The organism is Nocardioides sp. BGA-UO-ETr-FS32 (assembly GCF_059567905.1).
In genome coordinates this window covers 160,203-173,906 of record NZ_JCAQOX010000016.1, presented here as the reverse complement: position 1 = coordinate 173,906, position 13,704 = coordinate 160,203, and the positions used below count along the sequence as shown (strand labels likewise).

Below are 13,704 nucleotides of genomic sequence, written 5' to 3'. Positions count from 1 at the left end.
AACGTAGGACGTCCTTCTTATGGTGACCGGGATCACTCGGGCAACTTCAGGCTCCGGGTGCATCTCGGAACTGGAGGAAGAAGAGTGAAGCTCCTCAGCAGAGGACTTGCACTCGCGATGGTGGGAGCGGGCCTCGCGGCCGCTCCTGCGATCACGGTGCAGGCAGCGCCGGCCGCACAGGCCGACGACAACGGCGTACGCGCCATGAAGAACGAAGCCGACGGACTGGTCTCCCTCTCCGGCGAGAGCGCCACCAAGCGCGTCGGCTTCATCCGGGTCAAGCAGGGCGGTGACCTGATGCCGTCCCGCGCGGCGAAGACCCGTGACGCTGCGGTCGCCAAGGCGGACGCCTATCTCGACAAGTACGCCGCCAACTTCGGCGCCGCGGCCGGCGAGCTCCGGCGCAGCGGAGTCGAGAAGGACCGTGCGGGATGGACCGTCACCTACGAACAGTCCTACCGCGGCGTGCCGGTCTTCGGCTCGATGCTGCGTGCCCACGTCGACAAGCAGGGAGACCTGACGGCCGTCAACGGCTACGCGGCTCCCGACCTGGACCTCTCGGTGTCTCCCCGCATCAACGCCTCCGGCGCCGGTGAGCGCGCGGTCGGCACAGTGCGGAGCAACCCGCCGGGCGACGACGGCAACGGCGACACCACCGGTGTCCGTGCGGCCAGCACCGACCTCGTCGTCTACCGCCTCGGCGCCACCAAGGGCGAGGCGGGCCGCGCCATCCTCGCGTGGGCCGTGGAGGTCAGCAACGGGGCCAACGTGCGCGACATGGTGTTCCTGGACGCGACGAGCGGCAAGCTGGTCAACCGCTACTCGCTGATCCACGACGCCCTCGACCGCGAGCTCTACGAGGAGACCTACAGCCGCAAGGGCCTGCGCTGGAGCGAGGGGGACCGCTTCCCGGGCCGCCTCGACGTCGACCAGCAGAACGAGGTGCTCGGCACCGGCGAGTCCTACTGGTTCTTCCAGAACGCCTTCGGGCGTGACTCCTACGACGGCAACGGCCACAAGATGATCACGGTCAACAACGACCCGCGCATCTCGTGCCCCAACGCCAACTGGAACGGCGTCACCACCAACTACTGCAGCGGGGTCTCCTCCGACGACGTGGTCGCGCACGAGTGGGGCCACGCCTACACCGAGTACACGCACGGCCTGATCTACCAGTGGCAGTCCGGCGCCCTCAACGAGTCCTACTCCGACATCTGGGGCGAGACGGTCGACCTGATCAACGGCCGGATGGACGAGGGCGAGGACCTCTCCGAGCGCGCCGTGGGCGTCTGCTCGGCGCACAGCCCGGCACTGACCCGGCTGATCATCAACTCACCCGCCGACATCGCCAAGATCTGCCAGACGGGCACGGCGTCGTTCGGCCCCGTCCCCGACGCCACTGGTCTCACCGGTGACGTGGCGATGGCACTCGACGCCGACTCCGACGGCGCCGGCACGGCCGACACCGCCACCAACGGCTGCTCACCGATCCAGAACACCGCGGCGGTCGCGGGCAAGATCGCCCTCGTCGACCGCGGCGCCTGCGCCTTCACGATCAAGACCAAGAACGCGCAGAACGCCGGCGCTGTTGGTGTGGTCATCGGCAACACGGTGGAGGCCGTCAACGGCATGTCCGGCGTCGACGACACGATCAAGATCCCCACGGTCATGATCAAGCTCTCCGACCGCAACCTGGTCGCTGGCAAGCTCGCCTCAGGCGAGACGGTCAACGTCACCATGCGAGACGTCACCGGAGACCAGAAGTCCGACTCCTACCGATGGCTGATGGGTGAGGACTCCACCGCCTTCGGCGGGGCCATCCGCGACATGTGGAACCCCACGTGCCACGGTGACCCGGGCAAGGTCTCGGACGCTGAGTACTACTGCGCCTCCGACGACGGCGGCGGCGTCCACAGCAACTCCGGCGTGCCCAACCACGGCTACGCCCTGCTCGTGGACGGCGGCACCTACAACGGCGTCGAGGTCAAGGGCCTCGGCCTCGACAAGGCGGCGGCGATCTACTTCCGCGCCATGACGGCCTACCAGACCCCCACCTCTGACTTCGCCGACCACGCGGACGCCCTCGCGGCCTCGTGCCAGGACCTGCTCGGCCTGCCGATCAAGAAGCTCAGCACGGCGGCCGACGCGCAGCCCGGCAACGCGGCATCCATCCGCCGTGCCGACTGCGGCCAGGTGACCAACGCGGCCGCGGCCGTGGAGCTGCGACAGGACCCGACGCAGTGCGCCTTCAAGCCGCTGCTCGACCCCAACGCCCCCGCCCTGTGCGGTGACGGTGGCACCGAGACGCAGGTGTGGTCCGAGGACTTCGAGGACGGGCTCACCGGTTGGACCGCGGACCAGCAGGTGGTCTTCGCGGGTGGCTTCGGCGCCCCGTGGGAGGCATCGACCGACGCACCGGGCGACCACGCCGGCGGTGTCGCGTTCGGGCCGGCTCCCGATCAGGGCGAGTGCTCCAACGGCGCGGGCGACTTCTCCAGCCGGGACTCCATCACCAGCCCGGCCGTGACGGTCCCGGATGGCGACCAGGGTGTCCGGTTGGCGTTCGACCACTACGTGTCGACGGAGACCGGCTACGACGGAGGCAACGTCAAGGTCAGCGTCAACGGTGGAGCCTTCACCGTCATCCCGGCAAGCGCGTACCTCTTCAACAAGCCCGCGAAGCTCACCGACGCCTCCACCAACACCAACCCGATGGCGGGCGAGGAGGGCTTCACCGGCACCGACGGCGGTGAGATCGGCGGCTCGTGGGGCACCTCCCAGGTCGACCTGACCAGGGCCGGCGTCACCCCGGGCGACACGGTCGCCTTCCGGTTCGACATCGGCCGCGATGGTTGTGGCGGGCTCGAGGGCTGGGCCGTCGACAACATCGAGGTCGCCACCTGCGCCCTGGCGGCGTCGGGCACGGCGTCGCTCGAAGGACGTCGCGGCTGAACCATCACCACCCGTGACGGGGTCCCGGCTCGCGCCGGGGCCCCGTCCGTCGTCTTCAGCGGAGCCCGGCCAGCCAGGGCAGCACGACCAGCAGCGTGGGCAGGGCGAGGATCGCCGCGGCGAGGACGGCCACGACGGCCGACTGCGCAGGGCGGCGACGGGTGTCGCGCAGCACCTCGACGCGAGCCGCGAGCGACGACCCCGAGGACCCCAGCGAACCTGCCGGCGCCGGGGAGCCGGCAAGGGCCAGCAGCGCCGAGACCAGCGCCCGGCGGTCCCCGGTGCGGCAGGCGGCGCGGTCGGCGAGCACCTCCACCAGCACCTCCACCTCGTGCCGGGCGGCCGCACTGGCCACCCAGCGCGGGAACGCGCGGTGGAGCACGGCGAAGGCCTCCAGCACCAGGTCGTGGCGGGCGCGCAGGTGGGAGCGTTCGTGCTCGAGGACCGCCCCGAGCTCCGCCGGCGCCAGCGTTGTCAGCGTGGAGCGGGACACGACGATGCGTGCGCCCGTCATGCCCGGCACGCAGTAGGCCACCGGCAGCCCGTGCTCGAGCACCGATACTCCCCGGTCGACCTGCGCGACGAGGTCCACGCGCTCACGGTGCACCCGTCGCATCCGCCGCAGGGCGGTGCCGGTGCGGTGCCCACTGACGGCGAGCCGGGCGAGCACGATCAGCGTGACCGCTCCCGCGAGTCCGGCCACGACCACGTCGACAGCCGTCACCGGGGGTTCCCAGAGCCGCTCCGTGGCGAGCGACAACCCGGCGCCGAGCGCCGCGAGGACCGCGGCCAGCGCGGTGCTCTGCCAGAGCAGCATCGCCGCGGCCGGCGTACGCCTCAGGCCGCGCCAGCGCGACAGCCCCCACGGGAACGGGCCCGCGAGCACCACGGCGAGCGCCCCGAGGACGAGCGTGGTGGTCACAGGGTCGGCCGGGTCAGGCGAGCTCGTCGAGGGCCCGGCGCAACGCCGCGAGGTCCTCGGCGCTGGCCTCGCCCACGAACGACACGAGCGCCTGCTCGCGGTCGGTGTCGGTGCTCCCGAGCGCCTCGTGCATCAGCTCGGCCGTCATCGCGGCACGCGTCAGCCGAGGTGCGTAGCGGAACGCCCGGCCCTCACGCTCGCGCACGAGGACGTCCTTGCGCGCCAGGCGGTCGAGCACCGTCATCACGGTCGTGTAGGCGAGGTCCCGGCCGGACAGCCGCTCGTGCACCTCGCGGCCGCTGGCCGGCGCGTCGAGCTCCCACAGCACCTCGAGCACCGCCTGCTCGAGCTCACCCATCCGGGACCTTGGACTCATGGAACTGGAGTCTAGGGGCCCTGACCGAGGAATTACGACACGGCGTAGTATCTACTACAATCCGTAGTAATCCTGCGCCGAAAGGGTGCCCATGGACGTCCTCGACATCGCCCGCTGGCAGTTCGGGATCATCACCGTCTACCACTTCCTGTTCGTGCCGCTGACGATCGGGCTCACCGCGGTCATCGCCGGGCTGGAGACCGCGTGGGTGCGCACCGGCAAGGAGGACTACCTCCGCCTGACGAAGTTCTTCGGCAAGCTCTTCCTCATCAACTTCGCCATCGGCGTGGTGACCGGCATCGTGCAGGAGTTCCAGTTCGGGATGAACTGGTCGGACTACTCCCGCTTCGTCGGTGACGTCTTCGGTGCCCCGCTCGCGGTCGAGGGCCTGCTCGCGTTCTTCCTCGAGTCGACGTTCCTCGGCCTGTGGATCTTCGGCTGGGACAAGCTCCCCCGCGGCCTCCACGCCGGATGCATGTGGCTCGTGCACCTCGGCACGCTGGCGTCGTCGTGGTTCATCCTGGCCGCCAACTCGTGGATGCAGCACCCGGTCGGCTTCCGGTTCAACCCCGAGACCGACCGCGCGGAGCTCGTCGACTTCTGGGCGGTGATGTTCAACAAGGTCCAGCTCGTGACGTTCCCGCACGTGATCTTCGCGGCGTACATGACCGCGGGCACGTTCCTGCTCGGCGTCTCGGCGTACCTCTACATGAAGAGGAAGCACGAGGCCGACCGCCCGATGTACCACCGCGCCATCCGCATCGGCGCCGTCGTCACGCTCCTCGCCGGGATCGGCGTGGGGGTCACCGGCGACCTCCAGGGCAAGGTGATGACCGAGGTGCAGCCGATGAAGATGGCCGCTGCCGAGGGCCTCTACGAGACCAGCGAGAGCTGCGCGCCGTTCTCGGTCTTCACCATCGGCACGCCGGACGGCAAGGAGGAGAAGTTCGCCGTCACGGTCCCCTGCCTGCTGTCCTTCCTCGGAACCGGGTCGTTCGACGGCACCGTGGAGGGCATCAACCCGCTGCGCGAGCAGTACGTCGAGGAGTTCGGCGACGACCCGACCTCGAAGGCCTTCACCGAGGGCGACTACACCCCGGTCATCCCGGTGACCTACTGGTCGTTCCGGTTCATGATGGGCCTCGGCTTCTTCGCCGCCGCCGGCGCCGCACTGATCCTGTGGCTGACCCGCGGGGGCCGTACGCCCGGCGTCCGCTGGCTCGGCACCCTGGGCCTGAGCCTCCCGATCGCCACCACGCTGGCGTCCTCGTGGGGCTGGATCTTCACCGAGATGGGCCGCCAGCCGTGGGTCGTGTTCGGGCTGATGACGACGGAGTCCGGGGTCTCCCCCGGCGTCAGCACCTTCGAGGCGGCCACCTCGCTGATCGTGCTCACCTCCCTGTACGCCGTGCTCGCCGTCGTCGAGATCAAGCTGCTCGTGACCTACATCCGCAAGGGCGCCGACCCGTTCGTGGAGCCGCCTGACGTCCCGGTCGGCGGGGCCGACGACGACCGCCCGCTCACGTTCGCCTACTGACCACCACCGCCGAGATCCGGAAGAGACACGCCATGGAACTGACCACCGTCTGGTTCGCCCTGATCGCCGTGCTGTGGGTCGGCTACTTCTGCCTCGAGGGCTTCGACTTCGGCGTCGGGATGCTGCTGCCGGTCCTCGCCCGCAACGAGACCGAGCGCCGGGTCATGATCAACACGATCGGACCCGTCTGGGACGGCAACGAGGTGTGGGTGCTGGTGGCCGGAGGCGCGACCTTCGCCGCCTTCCCGGAGTGGTACGCCACGCTGTTCAGCGGGTTCTACCTGCCACTGCTGCTGATCCTGGTCGCGCTGATCGTGCGCGGGCTGTCCTTCGAGTACCGCCACAAGCGGGACGAGGTCGAGTGGAAGGCGCGCTGGGACCTCGCGATCATCGTCGGCTCGGTCGTGCCCGCCCTGCTGTGGGGCGTCGCGTTCGCCAACATCGTCGCTGGCGTCCCGATCGACGCCGACAAGGAGTTCACCGGCACCCTGTTCACGCTGCTCAACCCGTTCGGCCTGCTCGGCGGCCTCGTCACCCTGACCCTCTTCGCCGCGCACGGCGCGATGTTCGTCGCGCTGAAGACCGACGGCGACATCCGCCACCGCGCCCGCGACCTCGCCGTGCGGATCGGTGCGGTCGCCGCGGTGCTGGCCGTGATGTTCCTCGTCTGGACGCAGGTGAGGACCGGCACCGCACTCACCGCCGTCGTCTTCACGGTCGCCGCGCTGGCCCTGGTCAGCGGGCTCGTCGCCGCCCGAGCCGGGCGCGAGGGCTGGGCCTTCATCGGCACGTTCGCCACGATCGGGCTCGCGGTCGCCGGCCTCTTCCTGGCGCTGTTCCCCGACGTGATGCCCTCGACGACCGACCCGGCGTACTCCCTCACCACCACCAACGCGGCCGCCACGGCGTACACGCTGAAGGTGATGACCTGGGTCGCGGTGGTCTTCACGCCCATCGTGCTGGGCTACCAGGCCTGGACCTACTGGGTGTTCCGCAAGCGGATCTCCGTGCACCACATCCCCACGCCCGACCTCGCGGACGCGCCGAGGTGAAGCCGCTCGACCCGGCCGTCCTCGCCCACCTCCGGCCCGCCCGCGGCTCGCTCGCCCTCGTCGTGGCGAGCGGCGTCACCGGCGGGCTGGCCACGGTGGCGCAGGCGTTCGCCCTCGGCTCGCTGGTGGTCGCCGCGGTCACCGCGCCCGCCGGCGGGTGGGAGCGGGCTGCCTGGGCGTTCGCGGCCCTCGTGCTGGTGCGGACCGCGGCGGCGTACGTCGGCCAGCGCGCCGCCGCCCGCGCAGCCGGTGAGGTCTCCGACGCCCTCCGGCAGCGGCTCCTCGACGCCGCCCGCAGCTCCGACGGCCCCGACCCGGACCGCCTGACCGTCCTGGCCACGCGTGGCGTGGCCGGTGTCGAGCCGTACGTCACCCGCTACCTCCCGGCGCTCGTCCCCGCCGCGGTGCTCCCGGTCGTCACCCTCGCCGCGATCACCTGGCTCGACCCGCTGTCGGGCCTCGTGGTCGCGCTGACGCTCCCCCTGGTGCCGGTGTTCGCCGTGCTGGTCGGCCTCACCACACGCGACCGCGCCCGCACGCAGTGGCGGGCGCTCGAGGCGCTGTCGGGCCACTTCCTCGACGTGGTGCGCGGCCTGCCGACGCTGGTCGCCCACCGGCGTGCCGAGGCGCAGGTCGACACCATCCGGGCCGTCACGCACCGCTACCGCCGCGCCACCGTCGACACGCTGAAGGTGGCCTTCGCGTCCTCCTCGGTCCTCGAGCTGGTGGCGACCCTCTCGGTGGCCCTGGTCGCCGTCACGGTCGGCCTGCGGCTGGCGTCCGGGTCGGTCGGCTTCGAGGTCGCCCTGACCGTCCTGCTGCTCGCCCCCGAGGCCTACTGGCCGCTGCGGCGCGTCGGCGCGGAGTTCCACGCCGCCGCCGAGGGCACCGCCGCCCTCGCCGACGCCGACGCGGTCCTCGCCCGGGCCTCGTCCGACGTCCCCGGTGCGATGCGGCCGTCCTCCCCCGCGCTGACGCTGCGCGGCCTGGAGATCGGTTACGACCGTCCCCTCACCGCCCCGCTCGACCTCGAGCTCCCGACCCGCGGACTGGTCGCGGTGGCCGGCGCGTCCGGGTGCGGCAAGTCGACCCTGCTGGCCACGCTGCGCGGCGAGCTCGCGTCCCTGGCCGGCGACGTCCTCGTCGGCGGGACTCCCCTGCCCGAGGTCGACCCGACCTGGTGGCGTGCGCGGGTGGCCTGGGCCTCCCAGCGGCCGTGGCTGCTCGCCGACAGCATCGGCGCCAACGTCCGCCTCGGACGCCCCGGAGCCGGCGACGACGAGGTGTGGGCGGCCCTGGAGTCCGTCGACCTCGCCGACGTCGTACGCACCCTCCCGGAGGGCCTGGACACCCCGCTCGGCGAGGACGGGGCCGGGCTCTCGGCCGGCCAGCGGGCCCGCGTCGCACTCGCCCGGGTCGTGCTGGCCGAGCGACCGGTCGTGCTGCTCGACGAGCCGAGCGCACACCTCGACGAGGAGACCGAGCGGGTGCTGCTCGACGCCCTCGCCCTGCTCGCCCGCCGCAGCCTCGTCGTCGTGGTGGCCCACCGGCCCGCCGTGCTGGCGGCCGCGGACCGGGTCGTCGACCTCACACCGGTGCCGGACCCGGCGGTGGCGGCAGATCGCACCGAACCGGCGGCCGGACCTGCGATCCGCCGCCACCTTCCGGCGCCCGCGGCTGTCGTCGCGGCGCAGGCCGGGACGGACGGGTCCGAGGACCGCCCCCGCTGGGGCCTGCGGACGGCCACCCTCCTCGGCGCCCTCTCCACGGCGTCCGGGGTGGCCCTCACCGCCACCGCGGGCTGGCTGATCACGCGCGCCAGCGAGCAGCCCCCTGTGCTCTACCTGATGGTCGCCATCGTCGGCGTACGCCTCTTCGGCCTGGCCCGACCGGTGCTGCGCCACGTGGAGCGGGTGCTGAGCCACGACGTGGTGCTGCGCGAGCTCGCCGAGCGTCGGGCGCAGGTCTTCGCCGACCTCGTGCCGCTCGTACCGGGCCGGCTCGGCCCGCGGCGCGGCGACCTGCTCACCCGGGTCGTGGACGACGTGGACGCGCTCCTCGACGAGCGCCTGCGCGTGCGCCAGCCGCTCGTCGGCGCCGCAGTGGTGGGAGCCGGAGCCGCCCTCCTCACCGGTCTCGTCGCCCCTGTCGCGGGGCTGGTCGTGCTGGTCGTCGCTGCCACCGGTGGGCTCACCTTCGCCCTCGCCCGCCGCGGCACCGCCTCGGCCGAGCCTCTGGTGCTCGCACACCGCGCGGCGCTCGGGACCCGCGTCGAGGAGGTCGCCCACGGCGTCCGCGAGCTCGAGCAGTGGGGCGCGACCGAGCGTGCCCTCGCCGCGGTGCGCGCGGAGTCCGCGGACCTCGCCCGCGCCGTACGCCGCTCGTCGCGGACCGTCGCGGCCGCCACGGCACTCACCAGCGCCGTCGCCGGCCTCGGCGTGGTGGCCGTCGCGGCGCTGGTCGATCCCACGAGCACCTCCCCCGCACGCCTGGCCCTGCTGCTGCTCGTGCCCCTCGCGCTGGCCGACGTCACCGGCCCCCTGGCCGACGCCGGCGCCCTGTCCGTCCGCGCGCGGGCAGCCCGCGAGCGCCTCGCCCGGCTCGCCGCCACCGAGCCCGCGGTGGCCGACCCCGCGGTGGCCGAGCCCGCACCCGCGACGTACGACGTCGCGATGCACCGCGTGGGCCTCGGCTGGGACGGGCACCCGGTGCTCACGCTGGAGCACCTCGGCCTGCGCCCCGGCGAGCACGTGGGCATCACGGGGCCGTCCGGCTCTGGGAAGTCCACCCTGGCCGCGACGCTGGTGAGGTTCATCGACCCGGTCAGCGGTGAGGTGCTCCTCGGGGGCACCGACCTGCGGCGGCTGGCGCTCGACGACGTACGCCGCAGGGTGGGACTGGTCGACGACGACCCGCACGTCTTCGCCTCGAGCGTCGCGGAGAACGTCCGGCTCGCCCGACCCGGCGCCTCCGACGAGGAGGTGCGAGCAGCCCTCGACGATGCCTGCCTCGGCGCCTGGGTCGACGCCCTGCCCGACGGGATCCACACCCACGTGGGCGACGGTCGACGCGAGGTGTCCGGCGGCGAGCGCGCGCGCCTCGCGCTGGCCCGCTCGCTCCTGGCCGACCCGCCGGTGCTCGTGCTCGACGAGCCGACCGCGCACCTCGACGGACCGACGGCGCGCGCCGTGGCCGACCAGATGCTCGGGGCCGCTTCCCGGGCGGGCCGCTCGATCGTGTGGATCACCCACGGAACCGTGGGGCTCGACGCGATGGACCGGGTGGTGCGGTTCGACGCGGCCGGACCGGAAGGCGTCAGCCGGTCTGCTCTCGTGGGGACCGCAGCGGCAGGGTGAACCGGAAGGTGCTCCCCCGACCGAGCTCGGAGGTCACCGACAGCGTCCCGCCGTGCGACTCGGCGATGCGCTGGGCGATCGGCAGGCCGAGCCCGGTGCCGGGCACCGACAGCGCGTTGGGATTGGTCGAGCGGTGGAACGCGGAGAAGACGTGCTGCTGGTCCGTCAGGGAGATGCCGAGCCCGGTGTCGGTGACCTCGACGCTCACCTCGTCGTCCGCGACGATCATCGCCACGGACACGGTCCCGTCCTCGGGGGTGTACTTGACGGCGTTGTCGACCATGTTGTCGATGACGCGGGCCAGCTCCTCGGGATCGCCGAACACGATCACGGGCGCGGGACCGGGGTGGTCGAACTGCAGGGCCACCCCGGCCTGCTTGGCCCGGATGCTGAGCAGGTCGACGCTGGCCTCGCACAGCTCGGCGAGGTCCACGGCGCGGCGTACGGTCTCGCGCCGCCCCTGGATGCGGGAGTAGTGGAGCAGGTTGGCCACCAGGTTGTTGAGCCGGCCGGCGTTGCGGATGATCGCGTCGATCGAGGTCAGGTCGGGGTGCCGGTCGGCGATCAGCTCGGCGTGGCCCAGGATCGCGGTGAGCGGCGTCTTGAGCTCGTGGGAGATCGTCGCGATCAGCTCGCTGCGATAGCGAGCGAGCTCGCGCAGCTCCTGGACGAGCCGCTGCTCGGTCTCCAGCACCCGGGAGGCCCGGACCGTCTGGGCGAGCAGACGACCGACCTCGAGCACGGCGTCGGCCTCGGCGGGCGTGACCGGCCTGGCGTGGCGCGCGAAGCCGAGGACCAGGTAGCCGACGAGGTCGTCCTGCGAGACCAGGGGGCACACGAGGGCACGGTCGACCCGCATCCCCCGCATCAGCTGCTGCATGCGCGCCGCGCTCCGCGGCAGACGCGAGGATCCGGGGTCGTCGACCCCGATCTCGATCAGCACCGGCAGGTCCGGGAGGTGCGTGAGGTCCTCGCGGATCTCGGGCACGTCCTGCTGGGGTGTGAAGGCGTAGGGGGTGCCGACACCGAGCTGGCTGCCCTGGGCGTCGGACGGGAAGGTGCGCACCACGGTCTGGACGGTCTGCATCGAGTCCGCGACGGCCGACACGGCCGTGGCAAGGGCCTGCGACAGGTTCTGCGCGGCGGTCGACGCACCGGCCACGGTGGTGAGCATCCGGTCGAGGCGGACCCGGTCGGTGAGCCGCTCGCGCTCGCGGGCGTTGGACAGGGCCACGCCAGCCTGGACGGCGAACATCTCCAGCAGCTCGCGGTCGGCCTCGTCGGGCACCCGGCCGTCCGCGGGCAGGTCCACCGCCATGTTGCCCAGGAGCTCGCCGGCGGCCGAGTAGAGCGGGGCGTACAGCGCGTGCTCGGGGTGCCAGGCGTCCGGGTCGTCGCTGGCCTCGAACTCCGGGATCCAGGCCGCCTCCAGCCGCTCGGGGGACATCCGCCCGGCCGGGACGAACCGCAGGATGCCCCACTTGTCGGCCTCGCGGAATTCGTCGAGGATCTGCTCGGCGGGCGTCCGGCGGTGGAGGATCTGCGCGACCACGTCGGGCGGGCCGGCGACGTGCGTCATGACGAGGACGTCGCCCTCGAGCCGCGCGATGGCGGCGACGCCGTAGCCGAGGACGTCCACGACGCCGTGCGCGATCTCCTCCAGGATCACCTCGGTGTCGGTGGAGGAGTTGACGCGGCGCATGAGCTCCGCGAGACGGCTCAGTGCGCCCTGGTTGCGCGGCATGCCCACCTCCCCACCGAGGTCCTCGGACCCTCCAGCCCCGTGAGGGACTCTAGGGCCCTCAGGCCTCGATCACCACAGGAATGATCATCGGACGACGGCGGTGCGCGCGGTTGACCCAGCGGCCGACAACACGGCGTACGACCTGCTGGAGCTGGTAGGCGTCGGTCGCGCCGTCGGCGATCGAGGCATCGAGCGCGTCGATGATCGGCTGCTTGATCTCGTCGAAGGTGGTCTCGTCCTCGGCGAACCCGCGGGCGTGGATCTCCGGGCCGGAGACGACCTTGCCGGTCACCGAGTCCACGACGACGATCACCGAGAGGAAGCCCTCCTCGCCGAGGATCCGGCGGTCCTTCATCGAGGCCTCGCTGATGTCGCCGATCGTGGTGCCGTCGACGAAGACGTAGCCGACGTCCACCTTGCCGACGACCTTCGCGACGCCGTCGACGAGGTCGACCACCACGCCGTCCTCGGCGAGCACGACGTTCTCCACCCCGGTGGCACGGGCCAGGTCGGCGTTCGCGCGCATGTGGCGGATCTCGCCGTGCACCGGCATCACGTTGCGCGGCTTGACGATGTTGTAGCAGTAGAGGAGCTCGCCGGCGCTCGCGTGGCCGGAGACGTGCACGAGGGAGTTGCCCTTGTGCACCACGTTGGCGCCGAGGCGCGACAGGCCGTTGATGACGCGGTAGACGGCGTTCTCGTTGCCCGGGATCAGCGAGCTCGCGAGCACGACGGTGTCTCCCGGCTCGAGATGCACGAAGTGGTGGTTGTTCTGCGACATCCGGCTCAGCGCGGCGAGCGGCTCGCCCTGCGAGCCGGTCGAGATCAGCACCTGCTTGTGGGGCGGCAGGTCGGCGAGCTCCTTGGCCTCCACCATGACTCCGGGCGGGACGGTGAGGTAGCCCAGGTCCTGGGCGATGGCCATGTTGCGCACCATCGAGCGGCCCACGTAGGCGACCTTGCGGCCGTGGGCCACGGCAGCATCGAGCACCTGCTGGACGCGGTGCATGTGGGAGGCGAAGCAGGCGACGATGATCCGCTGCTCGCTCTTGGCGAAGACCCGGTCCAGGACCGGGCCGATCTCCTTCTCCGAGGTGGTGAAGCCGGGCACCTCGGCGTTGGTGGAGTCGACGAGGAACAGGTCGACGCCCTCGTCACCGAGGCGGGCGAACTCGTTGAGGTCGGTGATGCGGCCGTCGAGGGGCAGCTGGTCCATCTTGAAGTCGCCGGTGTGCAGCACGACGCCCGCACCCGTGCGGATGACGACCGCGAGGGCGTCGGGGATGGAGTGGTTGACCGCGACGAACTCGAGCACGAAGGGCCCGAAGGTGATGGTCTGGCCCTCGGCGACCTCGTACTGGGCGGTCTCCTTGAGGCGGTGCTCGCGCAGCTTGGAGCCGAGGAGCGCCAGGGTCAGCTTGGACCCGACGAGCGGGATGTCGCCGCGCTCACGGAGGAGGTAGGGGGTCGCGCCGATGTGGTCCTCGTGCCCGTGGGTCAGCACCAGCGCCTCGACGGCGTCGAGGCGGTCCCGGATCGGGTCGAAGTCGGGCAGGATCAGGTCGACGCCGGGGTGGTGGTCCTCGGGGAACAGCACGCCGCAGTCGACGATCAGCAGCCGGCCGTCGTACTCGAAGACCGTCATGTTGCGGCCGACCTCGCCCAGCCCGCCGAGCGGGATGACCCGGAGGCCTCCGGCGGGGAGGGGGGCGGGCACGCTCAGGTCGGGATGGGGGTGGCTCAAGGGATTCCTCGGGTTCGGTGT

8 protein-coding genes are annotated in these 13,704 nt (G+C 72.0%); 4 read left to right on the top strand and 4 right to left on the bottom strand.

Annotated features, from left to right (window positions below):
* Positions 1 to 84 precede the first annotated feature (84 nt).
* Positions 85 to 2,952 carry a M4 family metallopeptidase gene (locus AC57BS_RS18450; protein WP_496412909.1) on the top strand — a complete coding sequence of 956 codons (2,868 nt, stop codon included), beginning with the start codon at positions 85 to 87 and terminating at the stop codon, positions 2,950 to 2,952.
* A 55-nt stretch (positions 2,953 to 3,007) separates the two neighbouring features.
* On the opposite strand, the gene AC57BS_RS18445 is transcribed toward AC57BS_RS18450, so the two are convergent.
* Both AC57BS_RS18445 and AC57BS_RS18440 read right to left on the bottom strand, forming a co-directional pair.
* Positions 3,008 to 3,874, bottom strand: coding sequence for a M56 family metallopeptidase (locus AC57BS_RS18445; RefSeq protein ID WP_496412908.1), 867 nt, complete (start codon positions 3,872 to 3,874; stop codon positions 3,008 to 3,010).
* A 13-nt stretch (positions 3,875 to 3,887) separates the two neighbouring features.
* Positions 3,888 to 4,250 carry a BlaI/MecI/CopY family transcriptional regulator gene (locus AC57BS_RS18440; RefSeq protein ID WP_496412907.1) on the bottom strand — a complete coding sequence of 121 codons (363 nt, stop codon included), beginning with the start codon at positions 4,248 to 4,250 and terminating at the stop codon, positions 3,888 to 3,890.
* Positions 4,251 to 4,341: 91 nt separating this feature from the next.
* Between AC57BS_RS18440 and AC57BS_RS18435 the strand changes: the two genes are divergently transcribed.
* The 3 genes from AC57BS_RS18435 to cydD are packed head-to-tail and all read left to right on the top strand — an operon-like array spanning position 4,342 to position 10,195.
* Positions 4,342 to 5,787, top strand: a complete 1,446-nt coding sequence (locus AC57BS_RS18435; RefSeq protein WP_496412906.1) for a cytochrome ubiquinol oxidase subunit I — start codon at positions 4,342 to 4,344, stop codon at positions 5,785 to 5,787.
* A gap of 32 nt (positions 5,788 to 5,819) precedes the next feature.
* Positions 5,820 to 6,839 carry a cytochrome d ubiquinol oxidase subunit II gene (cydB, locus tag AC57BS_RS18430; RefSeq protein WP_496412905.1) on the top strand — a complete coding sequence of 340 codons (1,020 nt, stop codon included), beginning with the start codon at positions 5,820 to 5,822 and terminating at the stop codon, positions 6,837 to 6,839.
* Positions 6,836 to 10,195 (top strand): thiol reductant ABC exporter subunit CydD, encoded by a 3,360-nt coding sequence (gene cydD, locus AC57BS_RS18425; RefSeq protein ID WP_496412904.1) that lies wholly within the window; start codon positions 6,836 to 6,838, stop codon positions 10,193 to 10,195. Before cydB ends, cydD begins: the two co-directional genes overlap by 4 nt.
* Here cydD and AC57BS_RS18420 read toward each other — a convergent pair.
* Entirely contained in the window at positions 10,155 to 11,939 is a 1,785-nt protein-coding gene (locus AC57BS_RS18420) for a sensor histidine kinase (protein WP_496412903.1), read from the bottom strand. The genes cydD and AC57BS_RS18420 overlap by 41 nt on opposite strands.
* 58 nt (positions 11,940 to 11,997) lie before the next feature.
* Entirely contained in the window at positions 11,998 to 13,683 is a 1,686-nt protein-coding gene (locus AC57BS_RS18415; protein ID WP_496412902.1) for a ribonuclease J, read from the bottom strand.
* Between the last annotated feature and the right edge of the window lie 21 nt (positions 13,684 to 13,704).